At 63.8% G+C, this 18860-nt stretch carries 24 protein-coding genes and 2 pseudogenes; 14 read left to right on the plus strand and 12 right to left on the minus strand.

The features are described 5' to 3' along the window. Positions 1 to 4: 4 nt before the first annotated feature. Positions 5 to 316: a BON domain-containing protein gene (locus ACHMW6_RS10180; RefSeq protein ID WP_395406973.1), complete on the minus strand. Its 312-nt coding sequence runs from the start codon at positions 314 to 316 to the stop codon at positions 5 to 7. A 100-nt stretch (positions 317 to 416) separates the two neighbouring features. Further along, positions 417 to 2459, minus strand: a complete 2043-nt coding sequence (locus tag ACHMW6_RS10185; RefSeq protein WP_395406974.1) for an AsmA family protein — start codon at positions 2457 to 2459, stop codon at positions 417 to 419. Positions 2460 to 2634: 175 nt separating this feature from the next. Here ACHMW6_RS10185 and ACHMW6_RS10190 point away from each other — a divergent pair, with 175 nt between their 5' ends. Genes ACHMW6_RS10190 through ACHMW6_RS10215 form a run of 6 tightly spaced genes read left to right on the plus strand, consistent with a single transcriptional unit; the run spans position 2635 to position 5609 of the window. Beyond that, on the plus strand, positions 2635 to 3018 hold the full coding sequence (locus ACHMW6_RS10190) for a DUF4398 domain-containing protein (protein WP_395406975.1): 384 nt from the start codon (positions 2635 to 2637) through the stop codon (positions 3016 to 3018). Between the two features lie 15 nt (positions 3019 to 3033). Next, positions 3034 to 3927 carry an OmpA family protein gene (locus ACHMW6_RS10195; RefSeq protein WP_395406976.1) on the plus strand — a complete coding sequence of 298 codons (894 nt, stop codon included), beginning with the start codon at positions 3034 to 3036 and terminating at the stop codon, positions 3925 to 3927. A gap of 20 nt (positions 3928 to 3947) precedes the next feature. Further along, positions 3948 to 4481, plus strand: a complete 534-nt coding sequence (locus ACHMW6_RS10200; protein WP_395406977.1) for a bacterioferritin — start codon at positions 3948 to 3950, stop codon at positions 4479 to 4481. Positions 4482 to 4505: 24 nt separating this feature from the next. Then, positions 4506 to 4808, plus strand: a complete 303-nt coding sequence (locus ACHMW6_RS10205) for a YqjD family protein (protein ID WP_395406978.1) — start codon at positions 4506 to 4508, stop codon at positions 4806 to 4808. A 6-nt stretch (positions 4809 to 4814) separates the two neighbouring features. Beyond that, positions 4815 to 5213 carry a phage holin family protein gene (locus ACHMW6_RS10210; protein ID WP_395406979.1) on the plus strand — a complete coding sequence of 133 codons (399 nt, stop codon included), beginning with the start codon at positions 4815 to 4817 and terminating at the stop codon, positions 5211 to 5213. A 9-nt stretch (positions 5214 to 5222) separates the two neighbouring features. Further along, positions 5223 to 5609 carry a hypothetical protein gene (locus ACHMW6_RS10215; RefSeq protein ID WP_395406980.1) on the plus strand — a complete coding sequence of 129 codons (387 nt, stop codon included), beginning with the start codon at positions 5223 to 5225 and terminating at the stop codon, positions 5607 to 5609. Positions 5610 to 5722: 113 nt separating this feature from the next. Here the strand turns inward: ACHMW6_RS10215 and ACHMW6_RS10220 are convergent, their stop codons facing one another. Genes ACHMW6_RS10220 through ACHMW6_RS10230 form a run of 3 tightly spaced genes read right to left on the minus strand, consistent with a single transcriptional unit; the run spans position 5723 to position 6736 of the window. Beyond that, positions 5723 to 6076, minus strand: a complete 354-nt coding sequence (locus tag ACHMW6_RS10220) for a hypothetical protein (RefSeq protein WP_395406981.1) — start codon at positions 6074 to 6076, stop codon at positions 5723 to 5725. A gap of 48 nt (positions 6077 to 6124) precedes the next feature. Further along, on the minus strand, positions 6125 to 6277 hold the full coding sequence (locus ACHMW6_RS10225; protein WP_395406982.1) for a DUF3309 domain-containing protein: 153 nt from the start codon (positions 6275 to 6277) through the stop codon (positions 6125 to 6127). Positions 6278 to 6289: 12 nt separating this feature from the next. Further along, a complete protein-coding gene (locus tag ACHMW6_RS10230; protein ID WP_395406983.1) occupies positions 6290 to 6736 on the minus strand; it encodes a glycine zipper 2TM domain-containing protein in 447 nt (148 codons plus the stop codon). Positions 6737 to 6935: 199 nt separating this feature from the next. Between ACHMW6_RS10230 and ACHMW6_RS10235 the strand changes: the two are divergent. From ACHMW6_RS10235 to ACHMW6_RS10245, 3 genes and pseudogenes are all read left to right on the plus strand, one after another. Continuing rightward, positions 6936 to 7225: pseudogene (locus ACHMW6_RS10235) on the plus strand (BON domain-containing protein). Positions 7226 to 7376: 151 nt separating this feature from the next. Next, a pseudogene (locus ACHMW6_RS10240) lies at positions 7377 to 7550 on the plus strand (AI-2E family transporter); the annotation flags it as partial. Between the two features lie 154 nt (positions 7551 to 7704). After that, complete coding sequence (locus tag ACHMW6_RS10245) at positions 7705 to 8373, plus strand: AI-2E family transporter (protein ID WP_395408572.1); 669 nt, start codon at positions 7705 to 7707, stop codon at positions 8371 to 8373. Here ACHMW6_RS10245 and ACHMW6_RS10250 read toward each other — a convergent pair whose 3' ends face one another. The 4 genes from ACHMW6_RS10250 to ACHMW6_RS10265 form a co-directional block, all read right to left on the minus strand. Next, entirely contained in the window at positions 8374 to 9252 is an 879-nt protein-coding gene (locus ACHMW6_RS10250) for a YihY/virulence factor BrkB family protein (protein ID WP_395406984.1), read from the minus strand. A 79-nt stretch (positions 9253 to 9331) separates the two neighbouring features. Next, positions 9332 to 9844 (minus strand): OmpA family protein, encoded by a 513-nt coding sequence (locus tag ACHMW6_RS10255; protein WP_395406985.1) that lies wholly within the window; start codon positions 9842 to 9844, stop codon positions 9332 to 9334. Between the two features lie 13 nt (positions 9845 to 9857). Beyond that, on the minus strand, positions 9858 to 10373 hold the full coding sequence (locus ACHMW6_RS10260; protein WP_395406986.1) for an outer membrane beta-barrel protein: 516 nt from the start codon (positions 10371 to 10373) through the stop codon (positions 9858 to 9860). A gap of 275 nt (positions 10374 to 10648) precedes the next feature. Next, complete coding sequence (locus ACHMW6_RS10265) at positions 10649 to 10894, minus strand: hypothetical protein (protein ID WP_395406987.1); 246 nt, start codon at positions 10892 to 10894, stop codon at positions 10649 to 10651. A gap of 227 nt (positions 10895 to 11121) precedes the next feature. Between ACHMW6_RS10265 and ACHMW6_RS10270 the strand changes: the two genes are divergently transcribed. From ACHMW6_RS10270 to ACHMW6_RS10280, 3 genes are all read left to right on the plus strand, one after another. Continuing rightward, positions 11122 to 11760 carry a winged helix-turn-helix domain-containing protein gene (locus tag ACHMW6_RS10270; protein ID WP_395406988.1) on the plus strand — a complete coding sequence of 213 codons (639 nt, stop codon included), beginning with the start codon at positions 11122 to 11124 and terminating at the stop codon, positions 11758 to 11760. An 88-nt stretch (positions 11761 to 11848) separates the two neighbouring features. Then, a complete protein-coding gene (locus ACHMW6_RS10275) occupies positions 11849 to 12745 on the plus strand; it encodes a zinc-dependent peptidase (protein WP_395406989.1) in 897 nt (298 codons plus the stop codon). Positions 12746 to 12752: 7 nt separating this feature from the next. Continuing rightward, complete coding sequence (locus ACHMW6_RS10280) at positions 12753 to 14018, plus strand: ATP-binding protein (RefSeq protein WP_395406990.1); 1266 nt, start codon at positions 12753 to 12755, stop codon at positions 14016 to 14018. On the opposite strand, the gene ACHMW6_RS10285 is transcribed toward ACHMW6_RS10280, so the two are convergent. Both ACHMW6_RS10285 and ACHMW6_RS10290 read right to left on the minus strand, forming a co-directional pair. Beyond that, complete coding sequence (locus ACHMW6_RS10285) at positions 14002 to 15264, minus strand: HD domain-containing phosphohydrolase (protein ID WP_395406991.1); 1263 nt, start codon at positions 15262 to 15264, stop codon at positions 14002 to 14004. The two genes, ACHMW6_RS10280 and ACHMW6_RS10285, sit on opposite strands and share 17 nt — an antisense overlap. Continuing rightward, a complete protein-coding gene (locus ACHMW6_RS10290; protein ID WP_395406992.1) occupies positions 15261 to 16733 on the minus strand; it encodes an ATP-binding protein in 1473 nt (490 codons plus the stop codon). The genes ACHMW6_RS10285 and ACHMW6_RS10290 overlap by 4 nt, the downstream gene beginning before the upstream one ends. A 134-nt stretch (positions 16734 to 16867) precedes the next feature. Between ACHMW6_RS10290 and ACHMW6_RS10295 the strand changes: the two genes are divergently transcribed. After that, positions 16868 to 17419 carry a hypothetical protein gene (locus ACHMW6_RS10295; RefSeq protein ID WP_395406993.1) on the plus strand — a complete coding sequence of 184 codons (552 nt, stop codon included), beginning with the start codon at positions 16868 to 16870 and terminating at the stop codon, positions 17417 to 17419. A gap of 167 nt (positions 17420 to 17586) precedes the next feature. Then, positions 17587 to 17946 carry a hypothetical protein gene (locus ACHMW6_RS10300; protein WP_395406994.1) on the plus strand — a complete coding sequence of 120 codons (360 nt, stop codon included), beginning with the start codon at positions 17587 to 17589 and terminating at the stop codon, positions 17944 to 17946. On the opposite strand, the gene ACHMW6_RS10305 is transcribed toward ACHMW6_RS10300, so the two are convergent. Continuing rightward, positions 17943 to 18845, minus strand: a complete 903-nt coding sequence (locus tag ACHMW6_RS10305; protein ID WP_395406995.1) for a universal stress protein — start codon at positions 18843 to 18845, stop codon at positions 17943 to 17945. The two genes, ACHMW6_RS10300 and ACHMW6_RS10305, sit on opposite strands and share 4 nt — an antisense overlap. Positions 18846 to 18860: the final 15 nt, after the last annotated feature.

The raw sequence follows: 18860 nt of genomic DNA on the forward strand, positions 1-18860 counted from the left end.
TGGTTTATTTCAGGCGCATTTCGTTCTTGACGACCTTGACGCCATTGACGCTGCGGGCGGTAGCGACAGCCTGGTCGATCTGCTCCTGGCTGTCCAGGAAGCCGCTCAGCCTTACTTCTCCATCGTAACTGTCCACCGTGATGGCCGTCGCGTTCAGTCCGGGCTGGATGCCCATGGCGGCCTGCACGTTGCTGCGCAGTTCGGTATCGCCGACAACCTGGGCAGTCGGGGCAACGGATTGCGATGCCGCGCAAGCAACCAGGGTTGCCAGAACGAAGCCGGACAACAGGGTGGGAAGGGTAGTCAAGGTCTTCATTACACGCTCCTTGTCTGAAACGGCGCTGTCGCGTCGACAGTTCCAGCTTAAGGATTGGCGCTTTTTGGATCTGTTCGGCATCTCACGATGTAACGCTTTGTTACTTAATCGCTTTTTTCTCCTTGAGGGGCTTGCCGGGCGGTGGCGCCTCGGGCTTGCTCTTGACCTCGGCCAGCATGGCGGCGCAGTTGTTGTCCTTGCTGGCCCCGCCGCTGATGAGCGGCGCCAGCGCTGCCACCGGCGCTGCCAGCGTGGCCAGCGCGAGGGCGCCGCCGGCCCGCATGGCCAGCACGCCTTTGTCGATGTCCACGTCCGGATGCTTGAGCGTGCCGCGCACGTAGATGGGGGAGCGCAGCGAGATGATGCGCAGACCCTTGGCGTCGGGCTTGAGGGTCAGGTCGATCTGCTCATTGGCCAGGTTCACTGAGCCGTTGACGCGTACCACGGCGTCATCCGTATCGAGGACCAGGTAGCGCGTGCGCGCCACGCCTTTTTCCACGCCGAAATCGCCGGCCAGGCAGTTCAGGTGCACGGGCTTGTCGCCGAACAGTTTGGTCAGCACCACATTGCCGATGTTCAGCCCCATCTGTTCCAGCAGCAGCTTGCTGATGGTGCCGTCATTGATCAGGGTGTGCAATTCGCCGTTGGACGAAGCCATCAGCGTGGCGACGGAATTGCCGGTCGCGCTCAGCTTGGTTTCGGCATTGATTTCGCCCACCGTGGCCTGCTGCAGCTGGGGCAGGTTGGGGAAGAGTTCCCTCAGCTTGATGTGTTTGCCGCTGGCGGTGAGCTCGGCCGCGATCGCGTCCTTGACCTTGTTGTTGCTGCCATCCAGCTTGACGGTGGAGGCGATATTGCCGCCGGCGAAGTTGAAGTTCAGCGGCGTCAGGCGCAGCACGCCATCCTTCATATGCACTTCCGCATTGAGTTTGCTGATCGGCAGCTGCTTGGTGCGGACGAGGTGGTCGGCGCGGAATGTCACGTCGGCGTCCAGCGCGGTCCAGCGCTCGGTCTTGAAGGTTTCCACCGGCAGCAGCTTGTCGCCGGGCTGTACGGGCGCCACGCCGCGCGCCACCTTGCTGGCGTTGTCGTCGCCGCCGACCAGCGGCCCCAGATCCTTGAACTGCAGCAGCTTCGAGTGCACATCGCCGGTCAGCAGGCCGCGCGGCCGGCGCTGCTGGAAGGCCAGCCGGCCCGCGATATCGCTGTCGCCGACGCGGCCGGTGAAGTCCTCGTACGTCCATTTGGCGGCGCCCGTGGCCAGGTTGCCGATCAGGTGGCCCTGGGTGCTGAAGGCTGGTGTTTCCGGCAACAGCAGGCCGGTGATCGAATACAGGCGCGCCATCGAAGCGCCGGAAACCTTCAGGCGCATGTCCACGGCCGCCAGGTGCACGGGATTGGTCAGCGTGCCTTCGGCCGAACCGCTGACCAGGCCGATCTTCACATCGCCCTGCACGGGGAAGGGCAGGCTGGAATCCTGCAAGGCCAGCACGGCGCCCGTCTTGCCCTGGCCGCTGATCGGCTGCTTGTTCCACTGGCCTTTCAGCTTCCAGGCAATGTAGTACTTGGGATCCTTGACCAGTTGCTCCAGTTCGGCGGTGGCATCGATCTTTTCCATTTCATCGAACAGGTGCACGGTGCCTTGGGTAAACACGATGCGGTCGAGGTCCATCTTCCACTTCATCGGGGTTTTCTTCTTGACGAAGGTCCAGTTGTTATTGCCTTGTGGCGTGCGCAGCAATTCGGCATGGGGCGCCTCGAAGCGCAGTTCGGGAATCGCGATTTCCTTGTGCAGCAGCGAGAAGGGATTGAGCGAGAACGCGATACTGCGGGCGGCCGCCATGTCGCCTTGCGGCATCGCGGCCGGATTGCCGAGGTGGACGTCCTGCGCTTGCAGATGGGGCCACGGGATCCAGTCGCGCCAGCCGCCTTCAGTGGTGGCGCCGGGCTGGCGGTGCCAGCTCAGCGACAGATTGCCGCGGATGGCGAAGGGGCGTTCCAGCGCTTCCGTGGCCTTTTCATTGAGCCAGGGGCGAGCGCGGTTCCAGTCGTAGTTAAGCAGGATCACCACCGCGATGGCGGGAATGGCGATCAAGGTACCCACGGTTGCGAGGGCGATCTTGGTGCGGCGTGTCGTCGGCATACCTCGGCCTTTCATTGTGCACACAGGATGACCCAGCCTAGCACTGCCTTGCGGCATGTACTGTTCGCTCGCGCACATCCCGAAAACTATGTGCGGAAACGTACTGAAGGCCAGCTCTCCAGCTTATATAACGTCCCTACGACAAGATCCTTCTAAACGAAACAGGAGAACAACCATGGATTCTTTGTATCGTCTGCAATTCCTGCTGTGCGCCCTGTGCATAGTCGCGCTGAGCGCCTGCAGCAGCATGAAGGCGCCGGCCACGGCCGATGTGGCGGTGTCGAAGGAAGCGGTGGCGAACGCCGCGTCGGCCGGCGCACCGGAACTGGCGCCCGCTGAAATGGCGGCCGCCCGCGACAAGATGTTGCGCGCCAACCAGGCGCTGGCGGCCAAGGATTACCGTACCGCGAGCGACCTGGCGCAGCAGGCCCAGGCCGACGCCAAGCTGGCGCAAAGCAAGGCCAGCAGTGCCAAGGCCACCGAGGCCGCCAATGCGCTGCAGGAAGACATCCGCGTGCTGCGCGAAGAGCTGGACCGTGCCAACAGCAGCAACCGATAGGAAAAGGAGAGCACCATGAACAAGCCCATTATCAAGCCCATGCTGCTGGTCCTGGCCTTTGCGCTGACCGCCTGCAGCACCGCGCCCACTTCGACCAGCCAGCTGGAAATGGCGCGCAGCGATTACGCTGTCGCTCAGGCCAGCCCGGATGTGGCGAAGTATGCACCGTTGGAACTGGCCGCTGCCACGCGCGCGCTGGACCAGGCCAACACGGCTGCCGCCAAGCATGACAGCCTGAATGAAATCGACAAGCTGGCCTATGTCGCCAAGCAGAAGATTGCCGCCGCCCAGGAAGTGGCGCGCGCCAAGGCCGCGGAAGCCCAGGTGGCGCAGGCGGGCCAGCAGCGCGACCAGATCCGCCTGGAGGCGCGCACGGCCGAGGCCGAGCAAGCCAAGCGCCAGGCCGATGAAGCCGCCGCCGCGGCCAATGCCGCCCAGAGCCAGGCCGCCAGCGCCGAAGCCGCCACGCGCGATGCGCAGGCGCGCGCCGCCGCCCTGGCCCAGCAACTGTCCGACCTGCAGGCCAAGCAGACCGAACGCGGCATCGTCATCACCTTTGGCGATGTGCTGTTCAACACCGACCAGGCCGTGCTGACCGCGCAGGGCATGCAGACGGCACAGCGCCTGGCGGACGTCCTGCGCAACAACACCGACCGTTCGGTGCTGGTGGAAGGCTTCACCGACAGCACCGGCACTGCATCCCACAACCTCGAACTGTCGCAGCGCCGCGCCGAAGCGGTGCGCAGTGCGCTGATGCAGACGGGGGTGGAGCGTTCGCGCATCGATACGCGCGGCTATGGCGAAGCGTATCCGGTGGCCGGCAATAACACGGCTGCCGACCGCCAACTGAACCGCCGCGTGGAGATCGTGCTGTCCGAGGCGGGTCGTCCGCCAATCACCCGCCGCTAACCGCAACAGAGGAAAATCCCATGGCTGATACCAATCAAACCCCGCGCGGTATCGACAAGGCCGCGATCCGCGCGGCGGCCCAGAACCTCACCGATGGTCCCGTGACCGCCGGCTACAAGGGCGACCGGGCTGCCGTCCTGAAGATGCTGAACGAAGCGCTGGCCACCGAGCTGGTCTGCATCAACCGCTACAAGCGCCACTATTACACGGTGGTCGGCTTGCAGAACGCGGCCATCAAGGCTGAGTTCCTGGAACATGCAACCCAGGAACAGGAGCATGCCGACTGGCTTGCCGAGCGCATCGTGCAGCTGAACGGTGAACCGGATTACAATCCTGCAACGTTGCTCGACCGTAGCCATGCCGAGTATGATGAGTCCAGGGAGGTGCAGGCCATGGTCCGCGCCAACCTGATTGCCGAGCGTGTGGCCATCGAGTCCTACCGCCAGATGATCGAGCAGATCGGCGACAGCGATCCGACCACTAAACAGCTCTTGATCAAAATCATGGCGGTCGAAGAGGAACACGCCGACGATATGCGGGATTTGTTGATCTAACCGAAGCCAAAGAGGAGCCCTATCATGCTGGAAAATAACATCAGTACCGTGAACAACGACGTCAAGACCCTGGTCAAGGATGCCCAGGCCCTGTTCACGGCCGCTACCGCCCTGACCGGCGAGAAGGCGGAAAAGCTGCGCGGCCGCGGCATGCGCGCGCTGGACAGCGCTTTGGCCAAGGCCCATGAAGCCCAGGCCAGCGCCGTGCAGGCGACCAAGCAGGCGGCCACTTCGACCGACGCCTATGTGAAGGAAAATCCATGGCGTTCGATCGCCGTGGCTGCCGGCGTGGGCTTGCTGGTGGGCGTCATCCTGGGCCGTAAGTAAACCGCCATGGCCGCCGTACCCATGGAGGAAGAAGCCGCCCCGCCGCAGCCGGGCCTGATTGGGTCGCTGTCGGCGGTCGTTCGCAATACCATGCGCCTGTTGCTGTCGCGGCTGGAGCTGGCGGCACTGGAGCTGTCCGAGCTGCGCAACCACCTGATGCAACTGTCGGTGGTGTTTGCGCTGGCCATGCTGGCAGCCTGGTTCGCCATCGCCTTCGGTACGGCAACGCTGATCTACCTGGCCTGGGCCGCCCTGGGCTGGAAGATCCTGCTCATCCTGGCGGTGGCCTTTGCCGTCGTAGCCATCGGCCTGATCTGGTATGCCGTGGGCCTGGTGAAGCAGGGCAAGCTGGCGCTGCACGCCACCATGGCCGAACTGAAGGCGGACCGTGACGCGCTCTTGTAAAGGAAGACCATGAGCAAGAAAGAAGAACATGCCGCGCGCGCTTCGCAAAAGGAGCGCCTGATCCGCGAGGGGGAGATTTACCGGCTGGGCGTGCTGCAGTCGAAGTACCAGGTGGTGAATGCCCTGCATCCGGACCGCCTGATGCACGATGCGATGGAGCATGCGGTGGGCGCCGTGCAGAACCGCCTGGGCAATTTGCTGGGCGGCCTGGGCGGACCCGGCGGCGGGCTCGATAAGATCAACTTCCGCTCGATCAAATCGCTGGCGCCGTATGCGCTGACGGTCGGGTCCTTCATCATGCGCAGGCGGCTGCTTAAGCCGGCGCTGGCTGTGGCCGCGCTGGCGGCCGTGGGCGCGGGGTGGCTGATGCGGCGGCGCTCCGATCCGAATCCCTGATTGGAGCCGCAGGCGGCGCGAAGACGGCGGATCAATGATCCGCCCTACAGCCCTGCGGGCCTGAACCTATCGTGCTGGGTAGGGCGGATCATTGATCCGCCGTGCGTGCTCAGTCAGCGGCCGCTGGTTTCATACGTCTTCGACAAATCCTTCGAAGCCATGTGGATTTCGCGGATGTTTGCCATGTCATCCTGGTAGGTGGCGCGCGCGTCGCGCACGCATTCGCTCTTCGGCCCGGCGTGGGCCTGCTTGCAGGCTTGCAGTGCCTCGCGCAGCGCGGCGTTGATGTCCTTGCGCAGCGTTGCCATTTCCGCTTTCTGTGTGCGGTCGGCCTTGTACCAGCGGGCCGGGTCGCCATGTCTGATTTCCTGCTTTTGCTGGCGCGCGATTTCGGGCGGCGTCACCTGGGCGTAAGCGTTGCACAGGCCAGCTGCAAGCACGGCGCCGAGAAAGATGGTCCGTTTCATGTCAGTTCTCCTGGAAAAAAAGTGAGGGGCGCCGCAGCGCCCCGGGGTCTACAGTCTGCCGGTCAGTAGCATGACCAGCAGGATCACCACGATTAGGCCGACGATCCCGCTGGGGGCGTAACCCCAGCTGCGGCTGTAAGGCCAGGCAGGCAGGGCGCCGATCACCAACAGGACCAGCACGATCAGTAGAATGGTTCCCATAGTCGATCTCCTTTAGTAGCGGTAAATGCGGCCATCGACCATGCGCACGCGGCTGCCCACGCGCAGGTCATAGATGCTGTCCTGATTCACGGTGCGATAGTCGCCGTTATCCAGGCGCACGCTGACCTGGTAGACCTCGTGCGGCGCATTGCGGCTCTTTTCGACCTGGTTGCCCACGACGGCGCCGCCAATGGCTCCGGCCGCGGTTGCTGCGGTGCGGCCGGAGCCGGAACCGATCTGGTTGCCGGCCAGCGCACCAATCAGGCCGCCTGCCACGGCGCCTGCACCGCTGGTGGAGTCGTCGACGCGCACAACCTGGATCGAGTCGATGGTGCCGTAAGTGGAAGCGTCCGCGCGGGTCGAGTAGTCAGTCGACTGCGGATAATTGTTGCTTGCGCAGCCGGTGGTGAGAGCAGCGACTGCAAGCATCATCGCTGCCAGGGTGGTAGTCGATTTCATTTAATGTCCTCCAGAATGATGTGTAGCCAGCATAGTCATCTGGCACAAAGGGGTCTGTGCGATGCCGCACCGTGATATTTATGTTCGGCAGCGAACAGAAAGAGCGCGGATTTAGCTGGACACTAGGCAATGTCGCAAGGCGACTAACCACTCTACAACCCTAGGAGAAGCACCATGAAAATCGCCCCGCAATATTGCAATGGCTGTGTTTGCTGCCGCTACCGTGTTCGGTGTGGTCGGCTGTCAATCGACCCGACCAAGGAAAGCGCCGGCGAGTACATCGACGACGCTGCCATCACCGCCAAGGTGAAGGCCAGCATCATCAATGAGCCGACCCTGAAGGCTACCGAAATCAATGTGGAAACCTTCAAGGGTACCGTGCAGCTGAGCGGCTTTGTCGCCCAGCCGGCCGATATCACGAAAGCGGGCGAAATCGCGCGCGGCGTGAACGGCGTGAAATCGGTGAAGAACGATATCCGCGTCAAGTAAGCGCATAAACGGCCCGGCGCCATGGACCTGCCCGAGGAGCTGAACGGCGAGCAGCGCAGTACCGTTGCATGTCGAGGCACGCGGGCTGGCGCTGGGCATCATTGCCACGGTCGCCTTCCTGTACGCCCTGCAGTGGGGCCGCAACTTCCTTGTGCCCCTGCTGCTGGGCATTCTCATTGCCTATACCCTGAATCCCCTGGTGTGCTGGCTGGAGCGCTGGCATATACCGCGCGCCGTCGGCACCACGCTGGTCACCATTGCGCTGCTCGGCGGCATGGCGGTGGTGGCGCAAAAAGTGCAGGGCGAGTTTGCCAATATCGTGGAAGAGATTCCGGTCGCCGGGCACAAACTGTCGCGCCTGCTGGCCTCGACCACCGGCGCCAGCGGCGGCGCGCTGGAGCGCATACAGGCCGTGGCCAATGAACTGGAGCAGGCCACTACCGGCGCCTTGCGCAAGGCGCCAAAAGAAGGCGGTGACCGTGACGAGCGAGGGCGGCAGCATCAAGATCATCGACTGGGTCTGGGCCGGTTCGCGCGGCCTGACGGCCTTCCTCAGCCAGGCCACGATGGTGGCCTTCCTGGTCTATTTCCTGCTGCTGTCCGGCGATATCTTCAAGCGCAAGCTGGTCAAGCTGACCGGGCCTTCCTTGTCGAAGAAGCGCATCACGGTGGCGATCCTGGAGGACATCAGCGCTTCCATCCAGGGCTATATGTTCATGCTGCTGGTGACCAATGGCTTGCTGGCCCTGCTCACCTGGGGCGCCTTCCTCTGGATCGGACTCGATAACGCGGGCGCCTGGGCCATCATGGCCGGCCTGCTGCACATCATGCCTTACTTCGGCCCGCTGCTCACCGCGCTGGCCACGGGCATCATCGCCTACCTGCAGTTCGAATCGCTGCCGCCGGTGCTGCTGGTGATGGGCGCTTCGCTGGCCATCGCCGCCCTGGTCGGCCTGGTGGTCGCCACGCTGATGACGGGACGCATCGCGCGCATGAATGCGGCCGCCGTCTTCGTCAGCCTGCTGTTCTGGGGCTGGCTGTGGGGCGTGTGGGGATTGCTGCTGGGCGTGCCGGTGACGGTGATCCTGAAGGCCGTCGCGGAAAAGCTGGAAGGCATGGAAGTGGTGGCGGAGCTGCTGGGCGACTAGTCAGCGCCGCAAGTCGTCGCGGTGGCGCAGGCTGCCCAGCTGCAGCGCATACTGGCGGGCGAATTCGGCGCCCAGGAAAAAGATCTGCGCCGAGTAATACACCCACAGCAGCACGGCAATCAGCGATCCGGCGGCGCCGAAGCTGTCCGTCACGCCGCTGTTGCCGATGTAGGCGCCGATCGCGAATTTCCCCAGCGTGAACAGGGCGGCGGTGCCGAGCGCGCCGATTACCACGTCATACCAGGACAGCCGCACGCGCGGCAGCATCTTGTAGATCACGCCGAACAGGGCGGCGATGACGAGGAAGCTGATGGCGTGGTTCATTACCGTCAGCACGGCTGCCCAGCCCTGCCAGTAGCCATGCATGATCTTCTCCAGCAGGGCCAGCGCGGCGCTGACCACCAGCGAGACCATCAGCAGGAAGCCCAGCACCAGCACCATGCCGAAGGACAGCAGGCGCGTGCGTATGGTGTCCCACAACGTGCCCTTGGTCAGCGGCGGCAGCTGCCAGATTTCATCCAGGCTGGTTTTCAGTTCGGCAAACACGCTGGTGGCGCCGAACAGCAGCAGGGCGCCGGCAATCAGGGTGGCCAGGCGGCCCTGGTCCTTGTTGTGGGCGCCGGCCAGCACCAGCTGGATGGCTTCCGCGCCGCCGCTGCCCACCAGGCCGCGCAGCTGGAAGAACAATTCGCCACGCGCCGCTTCCTGGCCGTAGAACAGACCGGCGACGGCGATCACCAGCACCAGGATGGGCGCCAGGGAGAACAGGGTGTAGAAGGCGAGGGCGGCGCCCTTGCTGCTGCCGCGATGCTCGAACCATTCGCTGACGGAGCAGAAGCCGACATGGATCAGCTTGCGTGAGAAATTTCTCCAATGCATTTCAGACCCTCCAAATGCAGATGGGCGCACGAGGCGCCCATCTGCTGCGGTCAGGGACGGCGTCCCTTGGTCGGATCACTTACTGAACTTTACGTTCGATGGTGATCTGTTCGATTTCCACGCGGCGGTTCGGTTCCAGGCACTTGATCAGTTCCGGACGCTTCATCTTGCCATCGCAAGCCACGACCGGGTTCGCCTTGCCCTTGCCCTGTGCGGTCAGGCGGTCGGCGCCCACGCCCTTGCCCACCAGGTAAGCCTTGACGGAGTTGGCGCGCTGCTCGGACAGCTTCTGGTTGTACTTGTCCGAACCGATGCGGTCGGTGTAGCCGGTGATGGTGATGCCGCTGATGGACGGGTTGTCGTTCAGCAGTTTGGCCATGTCATCCAGTTTAGGCTGGTTCGGTGCCAGCTTGGCGCTGTCGAAGGCGAACAGTTCGGTGGCCGACATGGTCACTTTTTCGAAGCGTGCTGGTGGTGGCGGCGGAGCGACCGGTGCCGGGGCCGGTGCCGGTTCCGGCGCAACCACTGGAGCCGGTGCCGGTGGAGCAGGCGGCTGCGGGGTCGGGCCGAAGGCATAGTTCAGGCCAAACATCAGGTATTGGTTGTCAACTTTGGATGGACGGAATTCGTCTCCTCGGAGGAAACCATGTACATTGCGCAAGTCCGCCTGGAAGGACCAGCGATCGTTGATAACGGATTGGAAGCCGACGCCGGCGCTGATATGGAGAAGAGCGGCGTGCTCGGTCCGAATTGATACCAGGAGCCAGCGTGTCACGCTCAGCACCTACGCCTACCATCACGAAAGGACGGAAAGTCTTGCGCGAGAAGAAGTACAGAGCGTCCAAGCCCAGAGTCTGCTGTTTGTAGGATTTATTGCCTTCCTCGGACAGGCCCCAGAGATGGCTAATCTGAATATCCCAGCTTTCATTCAGCGGCTTGCCGACTCGCAGACCGAAAGCCTTGTCATTGCTCAGGTCATTCCAGTCCTTGTCTGGGCGGATCGCGCCGATAGAGCCTCCGACGTACCAGTTAGGGTTAATGGAAGGTACTTCTTGTGCCGATGCTGCGAAGGTGGTGCCGAGCAGGGCGGCGGCGATGGCGATCTTCTTGATGTTATTCACTAGAAAACTCCCGATGTAATTGAGTGACTGGTTGTAAGCGGGTGGCGCCCGCCACTCCACTGTTCCCAGCGGAGACTTGCTGTGTGGGATCAGTTTATGGGATGTAACTTCCCGTCTTTTGTGCGGCAGCGCACAAAAGACTAGCATTTTAAAAAGATTGTAGTTTTTTTGCAACCGTTTTATTGCTATATAGAAAAAGAAGCACCCCGCCGGAGCGGGGTGCGGGTGCTTCCCCGCCGCAACGGCGGGGAATGCGTTGGCGCCGGAACGCAAGATCAGCGGTTTGGCGGCGGATTTTCGGCCGGCGGCACGACGATGGTGGTATCGCCGCCCGGCTTGCCAGGTTCGCCTTTCGGGCCTTCCGGTCCCTGAGGACCCGGCACTGGCGTCGGCACCGGAACCGGAACCGGAGTGGTCACGTGTTTTTCCACCGTAGCCGGCGCCGGATTATTGGTCACCGTCTTTTCGCAGGCCGTCAGGCCAATCATGGCCAGCAGGGCCAGGAGAATCGTTGTCTTCATCGTTCGGTCCTCTCGGAAAAGTCATGGATGAAGTGTTCTCAGCATAAAGCGCACCGGGGGGGCGTTCTGTTCGGGCGCGCACACAGCGTGCACCGGCTGCCGAGTTACCAAAAAAGCAATGCTAAAAAGCTTTTATGTTCGTTGCCGCACAGACCGATGAGCACCCCGGACGGCATTCTGGATCCCAGTGATTTCCGCATCCTGGATCGTTATAAGGAGTGTACAAAATGCATGCAATCAGAGAAGCAAACGATGTGACCCCCGCAGAAGCAGCGGCAGCCCGCCAGGAGCTGTCCCCGGCCGCGGCATCCAACCGTCCGCGCCTGGCTCTGGTCGAAAGGCCCGGTCCCGTGACCGAGCGTAAAGCCCTGTCGCTGGCCCCGATCGAGCGCGTCCGCTCGACGTCCGCAACCCTGCGCCGCATCGAGAACATGCAAAAGCTGATCGCCGAGTTGCAGAACCACGAAATGCTGGCGGATGAAATCGCCTGGTTCCTGAAGTTTTCCCCATCGGGTGCCCGCGAATACATCCGCGACCTGCGCGACGCAGGCGTGATCGAACTGGCTCGCTATATTGAAGGCACCGCCACCTACCTGGGCAAGGCGGTCTATCAGCTGACGCCGGACGCCGAGCGCGTCAAGGCTTTCCTGGCTGCGATCGCCCAGCCGAAGCGCGAAGGTGCGCCGCCGCGCAAGGAGCGCCCCAGCCTGCGCGAGCAGAGCATGGCCGGCAGCGGCCGCCACTTCCACATCCTGGCCGACGACACGCACTATGCGATCCGCGTCAACCGCGGCCCGGTCACGCGCGACCCGCTGGTGGCCGCCCTGTTCGGCGCGCCGATGTCGCAACAGAAAGCACAGCCCTGAGCTAAAGGTGTAAGCTTCCATTGCCGGTATTGAAATGTCGGCACACAGCCTCATCTGTGGCGGACATGTTCTGTTATGGACGGCCTCTATGGAAGCTTTGATCTGGTTGACCCTGGCGGCGCTGGCCTGCTCCGCGCCGTTCTGGTATCCGCGCTGGACCCTGAAGCGGGCCCTTGCCCGCCCTTTGCCGCCTTCCGTGCTGGCCATCCTGGAATGCAATATCCCCGTCTACCGCCGCATGGCGCCTCCCCTGCAGCAACAGCTGCAGCGTCTCATCATCCAGTTCCTGCACCAGAAGAAAATCGTCGGCTGCCTCGATCTCGAAGTGAGCGAGGAAATGCGCGTGACCATTGCGGCCCAGGCATGCCTGCTGCTGCTAAACCGCCCCAGCAAGGTCTATCCGGCCCTGCATACCATTCTCTTGTATCCGGGCGCCTTTGTCGCCGGCCGCCAGGAAGTGGGGCCGGGCGGCGTGATCACCGATACGCGCCAGCAGATGCTGGGCGAATCGTGGCAGGATGGCCGCGTGGTGCTGTCGTGGGAAGATGTGAAGCGCGGCGCCGAAGACTGGTCGGACGGCCACAATGTGGTGCTGCACGAATTTGCCCACCAGCTGGACAGCGAATCGGGCTCCAATAACGGCGCGCCTTACCTGGGCAGCCAGGAAAGCTACCGCAGCTGGTCGCAGGTGCTGCAGCGCGACTTCGACGCCCTGCGCCGAGATGCCTACTTCGGCCGCCACGACAGCGTGATGGACCATTACGGCGCCACCAGCCCGGCCGAATTCTTTGCCGTCGCCACCGAAACCTTCTTTGAAAAGCCCTGGCAGCTGGCCGAGCGCCACGCTGCGCTGTTCGGCGAGCTGCAGAAGTACTATCGCGTCGATCCGCGCGAATGGATGCCGGCGCCGCCCCCGCCGGAACCGGAGCCGACGCTGTTCGGCATCCCCGTGCCATCGCGTTCCTTCGCCTGGGCCAACTGGTAGACCGGCCATGGAGTTTGACGAATTCGAATTCATCAGCTCCGATACCCCGGCCCGGGCCAGCGAACCGGCTTCGCCCCTGCAGCGCCTGCAATACCTGGTCGACAATACGCCGGCCATCATCTACGCCACCGTGCCTTCCGGCGACTTCAAGCTGACCTTCGTCAGCAACAACGCCTTCAACGTGCTGGGCTACCGGCCCGAAGACATGGTGGCCGATCCGAACTTCTGGTTCGACCATATCCATCCGGACGATGCGCCGAACATCTTCTCCAGCCTGGCCATGCTGTTCACGGAAGGGGAGCGCGTGTACGAATACCGCTTCCGCGCCGCCGACGGTCACTACCTGTGGATGCACGACCAGTTGCGCCTGATCCGCGACGAATCCGGCGCGCCGCTGGAGGTGATCGGTTCGCTGACCGACATCACGCACCGCAAGCAGATGGAGGAAGAACAGAGCGACCTGATCGTCCGGCTGCGCGAGGCGCACGAACAGCTGCTGCAGGCGGAGAAGATGGCCTCCATCGGCCAGCTGGCGGCGGGCGTGGCGCACGAGATCAATAACCCGGTGGGCTTCGTCAATTCGAATATGGGCACGATGGCGTCCTATCTCGCCACGCTGTTCACGGTGATCGACAGCTACCAGCTGGCCGTCGCCGGCCAGCCGGCGCTGGAGGCGAAGGTGGCGCCGGTGCTGCAGAATGCCGACCTGGACTTCCTGAAGGATGACGCGCGCGCCCTGGTGCGCGAATCGCTCGACGGCCTGCGCCGCGTGCGTGACATCGTGCAGTCGCTGAAGGACTTTTCCCATGTGGGCGAGACGGACTGGCAGATGGCCGACCTGCACAAGGGCCTGGACAGCACGCTGAACATCGTCGCCAATGAACTGAAGTTCAAGGCCAAGGTGGAAAAGCACTATGGCAGGCTGCCCCTGGTGCGCTGCCTGGCGTCGCAGCTGAACCAGGTGTTCATGAACCTGCTGGTCAACGCCGGCCAGGCCATTGTGGAGCAGGGCGTCATCCGCATCATCACCGGCACGCGCGACGACTGGGTGTGGGTGCGCATCCAGGACAATGGCGTCGGCGTCGCGCCCGAGCACCTGAAGCGCATCTTCGAACCCTTCTTCACCACCAAGCCGGTCGGCAGCGGCACGGGACTGGGCCTCTCGCTCTCGTACGGGATCGTCAACCGCCACGGCGGCCATATCGACGTGATTTCGGAACCCGGCAAGGGCACGGCCTTTACCGTGCACCTGCCTGTCAATGGCGGGGCCTGACCCAGATCGGCAGCCGTGCGCCGCTCTTTTTCTCGAAGTCCTGCACCTGCTGGATCATGCGCGCATCGAGCACGTGGTCGGCCGCCAGCAGCATCAGGCCGTCGCGGCTGATCAGGTCGCGCGCCAGCACCATGCCCGGCATCAGTTCGCCGGACAGCAGCTCGACGCCGTTCGGTTCCTCGCCCGTGGCAATGCCGCCGTCGACCACCTGGCGGAAGGCCATCACCACGGCCGGGTCGTAGCGCTTGCCGCTGGCGTCCAGGATCAGGGACTTGGCTTCCTCGGCGCGCACATGGCGCTGCACCAGCGCCCCCTGCTGCAGGTTGTAATAGTCGGCCGCCAGCGCCAGAATGCGGGCGCCGAGCGGGATGGCAAAGCCGATCAGCCGGTCCGGATGGCCGTTGCCGTCGAAGCGCTCCATCTGCGAGCGCAGGATCGCCGCCACGCCGCGCAAGTCTTCCAGCGGCATCAGCAAGTGCTCGGCATGGAGCGGATGCTTGCGATGCTGCGCCAGCTTCTCGCCCTGCAGCAGGGTCATGGGCGTGTGCAGCATATCGTCGGAGAAGCCGATGCGGCCCAGGTCATGCAGCAGGGATGCGATGAACACATCCTGCGTTTCCCTGGCGTCGAGCTTGAGCTGGACGGAGATCTTGCGCGCCAGGTCCGCCACCTGGCGCGCGTGGCCCGGCAGGCTGCTGCCGCGCATCTCGACGATGCCGGACAGGATCTTGATCGTGGTCAGGAAGTTGTTCTTCAGGCGTGCCGTGCGTTCCTCGACCTTTTGCTCCAGCGTGCGGTTAAGCACCACCAGCTCTTCGTGCTGGCGCCGGGTCAGCGCTTCCAGCGCATGCCGCTCCAGCGCGTGGCGCACCACCAGCAGCATATCGTTGTCGTCCCAGGGCTTGGTGATGTAGCGGTAGATCTCGCCGCAGTTGATTGCGTCGAGGATGGACTGGATGTCGGAATAGCCGGTCAGCAGCAGGCGTATCGTATCGGGCCAGCGCTGGCGCACCTGGGCCAGGAAGCGCGCGCCATCCATCTCGGGCATGCGCATGTCCGAGATCACCAGGTCCACGCTTTCCGCTTCCAGCACCTTCAGGCCTTCGGCCCCGCTTTCCGCCGTCAGCACGCGGTAGCCCTTGCCGCGGAACAGGCGGCGCAGCGAGGACAGGATATTCGGCTCGTCGTCCACGCACAGCATGGTCTGGACGGCGGCATCGGCAGGCAGTGGGATGGCGGAATTCATCGGCCGGGCTCCTTGTCATTCGCATAGTCGTGGCGGATGGGCAGCGTGATGCGGAAGGTGGTGCCCTTGCCCGGCTCGGATTCCACCTCGATGCGGCCATTGTGCTTCTGCACGATGCCGTAGGCGAGCGACAGTCCCAGTCCCGTGCCCTTGCCGACTGCCTTGGTGGTGAAGAAGGGATCGAAGATGCGGCCCAGGTTTTCCGGCGCGATGCCGCTGCCGTTGTCGCTGACGGTCAGCCACACCTGGTCGCCTGCGCGGCCGGTGCGCAGCGTGATGCAGCCGCGCTGCTGCCCGCCGATGGCGTGGGCGGCGTTGACAATGAGGTTCATCACGACCTGGTTCAGCTGCAGGGGCAGGCATTCGATGTCCGGGATATCGCCATATTCGCGCAGCACGTCGGCCTTGTATTTGACTTCATTGCTGACGATGTTGAGGGTGGAGTCGATGCCGTGGTGCAGATTGGCCCATACCCAGTCCTGGCGGGTGTCCACGCGCGAAAAGTCCTTCAGGTCCTGCACGATGTGGCGCACGCGCACGATGCCTTCGCGCGACTCTTCCATCAGCGAGGGGATGTCTTCGCGCAGAAAGGCCAGTTCGACCTGCTGGCGCATGGCGCGCAGGCGTTCGGCCACCTCGGGCGAGGCAATGCTGCCTTCGGCCTGCTGGTAGGCGTCCAGCATGGCGAACAGATTGTCCAGGTAATTCTGCAGGGTGCCGAAGTTGGAGAAGATATAGCCGATCGGATTGTTGATCTCGTGCGCCACGCCGGCCGCCAGCTGGCCGATGGAGGCCATCTTTTCCGACTGCACCAGCTGCTGCTGGGCCATCCCGAGCTGTTCGTTCAGCGCGGTCAGTTCCAGGTTGCGCCGGCGCAGTTCGTCCTCTGCGGTCTGGCGCTGGCGGATATCCTCTTCCAGCTTGCCGTTGACCTCGGCCAGCTGGGCCGTGCGCTTGTTCACGATGTGTTCCAGGTTGTCGTGGGCGCGGCGCAGTGCATTTTCCGCCACGCGCCGCTCCGTCACGTCGCGCAGGCTCTGGATGGCGCCCACCAGCTCGCCGTCGCGGTCGCGCAGCGGCGCCGCCGTGAACTGCAGCCAGTGACCGGCCTCGCCGATGTTGGGGAAGAAGTCTTCCGCCTCGTAGGCGCCGGCGATCATGGGCGAGCGGATGTGCTTGCCGCGGTAGTACTCATCCTGCGCCGGATCGACGCCGGAAACGATGAGGTCGGCCAGCAGGGGGCGCTGCTTGCTGTAGAAGGCTTGCCAGTGGTTGCGGGTGCCCACCATCTCGGCCGTGCTCCAGCCCAGCAGGTGTTCGCACGCCTTGTTCCAGTGCCTGACCACGTGATCCATGCCGATCACGAAAGTGGCCACCGGGTGGCCATCCAGCAGCTCGGACATACCGATGGCCGCCGGCGGCATGGCCGTCTGCACGTCGTCCGAACTTTCGTTATAGAAGCGACTCATATCAAAGTGGCATCTTTGTCGGAATTTTTATTATACGGCCCCGTCGGCGAAAAGCGGTGTGTGCGTACGCGTACGGTGTGGTGCTGGAGCGCACGGCAAGCTGGGAGCATTTTTCACTCTGGCAGGAGAACGTCATGAGCAAGATCATTGGAGCGCATTTCCAGTTGCAGGAAGAAACCGACCGCGCCCGTGAAGCCCTGGTAGCGGCCGGTTTTCCTGACGATCGCATCAGCAACTTCTTCGTCAGCGACGCCGGGCAGCATGCCGTGACGCCGATCGGCGGCGATCACATTGTGTCGCCCGGCGCCAAGGAGTCGCCGGAAGGCGCCGCCAAGGGCATGGCGACGGGCGGCGCAATCGGCGCAGCCCTCGGCGCCGCCACCGTGCCGGTCACCGGTCCGCTGGGGCCGGTGATCGGCGGCCTGGTCGGCGCGCACGTGGGCTCGCTGTACAGTTTTTCGCATATGAAGGAGGCAGGCGAGCAGGAAGACGGCAGCGTGGCCAACCAGGTCGAGCCGCGGCGCGGCGGCATGATGGTCGCCGTGGCGGTGGACGGGCAGTCCGAACAGAAAGCCATCGACATCTTCCGCCAGCTGGGCACCCACCATATCGAACGCGCCGAAGGCACGATCGAGAACCGCGACTGGCGCGATTTCAATCCGGTTTCCGTCCCCGACTGGGTGTGAGCATTGTTGCTGCCCGCTTACAGTGCCTGTAACTAAGAGTGCGCCGGCAACGAGAGTTGCTACAATAAAGTCAGCGTTAGGCTAGACGCAGATCAACAGCTTCTTGGTGCTGACCAGTACATTATCTGCCAGAAGATGCACGCGCTTTTTGAAGAAGGAGAGCGTCAATGACACAGGCATGGGTAGTGCTCACACGGCCGGACGGCCGTGATGTTTCGGCGCCGACGGAAGCCCAGCTCGTTGCGGCCCTGGCGGATGTCTATGGCGGAAAGTCGACGGCAGCGGACGGCTCGCCCGGTTCGGCCACGCTCAAGTTCGGCTATGACGATGGCCTGATGTACCAGGTCGAAGTCGCGCAGGATGGCGCCATACGCTTCGAGGAATGGTCCGACCGCGATTGCGAGATCGCCCTGGCCAGCCCGCGCCACATGTCCTGCGGCCAGGACGATGCGCTGCAAGTATGGAAATGGCTGGCGCAGCGCCAGGTCGCCAAGATCCGCAGCCTGCCCTGGCAATCCGAAGGCTAGTGCGACATCAGCACGGGCAGGTGCATGGCATCCAGCACCGTGCGCGTGACGCCGCCCAGCAGGGACTCGCGGAAGCGTGAATGGCCGTAGGCGCCCATGACCAGCAGGTCGCAATCGCGCTCGCCAGCCATGGCCAGCAGGGCGTCGCCCGTGTTGCCGGGCCGTTTCAGCAAACCCTGGCGTTCGGTCTGTTCGACGACGATTTGGGCGCGCACATCGTGGCGTTCCAGCCACGCCTGCACTTCGCTGCCCGGCGCTTCGCCATATACGCCGGGGCGCTCGTCCGCATCGAAAATCGCCAGCGTCACGCTGTCGGCGCGCTGCAGGAAGGGCAGGGCGTCAGCCAGCGCGCGCGCCGCCTCCTTGCTGGCGTTCCAGGCGGCGAGGATGTGGCGGCCCGGCAGCGGGGCGCCGGGACTGGCCACGCCCGCCGAATCGACCGCAATGGCCGACGTGGCGCGCGCCTCATGCGGCAGCAGCAGCACCGGGCGGCCGGCGCCGCTCAATACTTCGGCCGGCACATCGGGCACGCCGCGCTGGTTCGGCCGCGACTGGCCGATGATCACCAGGTCGGCATGGCGCGCCATCAGGCTGATGCCGGCGCCCGCCTCATCGTCCAGCACGCGCTGCTCGAAGGATTGCACGCCCACGTGGCGCAGGCGCGGCGTGAATTCGGCCAGCGCCTGGGCGGCGCGCTCGCGCAGCACGTCCAGGTGGCGCATCAGGTTCAGGTCCTGTTCGTCGACGGTTTCGCCGCGGTACAGGAAGCGGGAAATGCCGGTCGTGGCCACGCCAATCACATGCGCGCCCTCGCGCAGCGCCAGTTCGGCCGCGAGCATGATGCGCGCCGCGGAATCGGGCGCTTCATCGGCATGGACGAGGATGGTCTTGTAGCTCACCGTATCGCTTTCTCC

The organism is Pseudoduganella sp. UC29_106 (assembly GCF_044055365.1).
Taxonomy (GTDB): Bacteria; Pseudomonadota; Gammaproteobacteria; order Burkholderiales; family Burkholderiaceae_D; genus Rugamonas.

Bases quoted from the DNA above. Each gene is read 5' to 3' on its own strand.
- ACHMW6_RS10215 (WP_395406980.1), top strand. From the start codon at position 5,223: ATGAGCAAGAAAGAAGAACATGCCGCGCGCGCTTCGCAAAAGGAGCGC.
- ACHMW6_RS10280 (WP_395406990.1), top strand. From the start codon at position 12,753: ATGGAGTTTGACGAATTCGAATTCATCAGCTCCGATACCCCGGCCCGG.
- ACHMW6_RS10205 (WP_395406978.1), top strand. From the start codon at position 4,506: ATGCTGGAAAATAACATCAGTACCGTGAACAACGACGTCAAGACCCTG.
- ACHMW6_RS10285 (WP_395406991.1), bottom strand. From the start codon at position 15,264: ATGAATTCCGCCATCCCACTGCCTGCCGATGCCGCCGTCCAGACCATG.
- ACHMW6_RS10230 (WP_395406983.1), bottom strand. From the start codon at position 6,736: ATGAAATCGACTACCACCCTGGCAGCGATGATGCTTGCAGTCGCTGCT.
- ACHMW6_RS10300 (WP_395406994.1), top strand. From the start codon at position 17,587: ATGACACAGGCATGGGTAGTGCTCACACGGCCGGACGGCCGTGATGTT.
- ACHMW6_RS10295 (WP_395406993.1), top strand. From the start codon at position 16,868: ATGAGCAAGATCATTGGAGCGCATTTCCAGTTGCAGGAAGAAACCGAC.
- ACHMW6_RS10185 (WP_395406974.1), bottom strand. From the start codon at position 2,459: ATGCCGACGACACGCCGCACCAAGATCGCCCTCGCAACCGTGGGTACC.
- ACHMW6_RS10220 (WP_395406981.1), bottom strand. From the start codon at position 6,076: ATGAAACGGACCATCTTTCTCGGCGCCGTGCTTGCAGCTGGCCTGTGC.
- ACHMW6_RS10255 (WP_395406985.1), bottom strand. From the start codon at position 9,844: ATGTTTGGCCTGAACTATGCCTTCGGCCCGACCCCGCAGCCGCCTGCT.
- ACHMW6_RS10270 (WP_395406988.1), top strand. From the start codon at position 11,122: ATGCATGCAATCAGAGAAGCAAACGATGTGACCCCCGCAGAAGCAGCG.
- ACHMW6_RS10180 (WP_395406973.1), bottom strand. From the start codon at position 316: ATGAAGACCTTGACTACCCTTCCCACCCTGTTGTCCGGCTTCGTTCTG.
- ACHMW6_RS10210 (WP_395406979.1), top strand. From the start codon at position 4,815: ATGGCCGCCGTACCCATGGAGGAAGAAGCCGCCCCGCCGCAGCCGGGC.
- ACHMW6_RS10225 (WP_395406982.1), bottom strand. From the start codon at position 6,277: ATGGGAACCATTCTACTGATCGTGCTGGTCCTGTTGGTGATCGGCGCC.
- ACHMW6_RS10195 (WP_395406976.1), top strand. From the start codon at position 3,034: ATGAACAAGCCCATTATCAAGCCCATGCTGCTGGTCCTGGCCTTTGCG.
- ACHMW6_RS10290 (WP_395406992.1), bottom strand. From the start codon at position 16,733: ATGAGTCGCTTCTATAACGAAAGTTCGGACGACGTGCAGACGGCCATG.
- ACHMW6_RS10250 (WP_395406984.1), bottom strand. From the start codon at position 9,252: ATGCATTGGAGAAATTTCTCACGCAAGCTGATCCATGTCGGCTTCTGC.
- ACHMW6_RS10200 (WP_395406977.1), top strand. From the start codon at position 3,948: ATGGCTGATACCAATCAAACCCCGCGCGGTATCGACAAGGCCGCGATC.
- ACHMW6_RS10190 (WP_395406975.1), top strand. From the start codon at position 2,635: ATGGATTCTTTGTATCGTCTGCAATTCCTGCTGTGCGCCCTGTGCATA.
- ACHMW6_RS10265 (WP_395406987.1), bottom strand. From the start codon at position 10,894: ATGAAGACAACGATTCTCCTGGCCCTGCTGGCCATGATTGGCCTGACG.
- ACHMW6_RS10275 (WP_395406989.1), top strand. From the start codon at position 11,849: ATGGAAGCTTTGATCTGGTTGACCCTGGCGGCGCTGGCCTGCTCCGCG.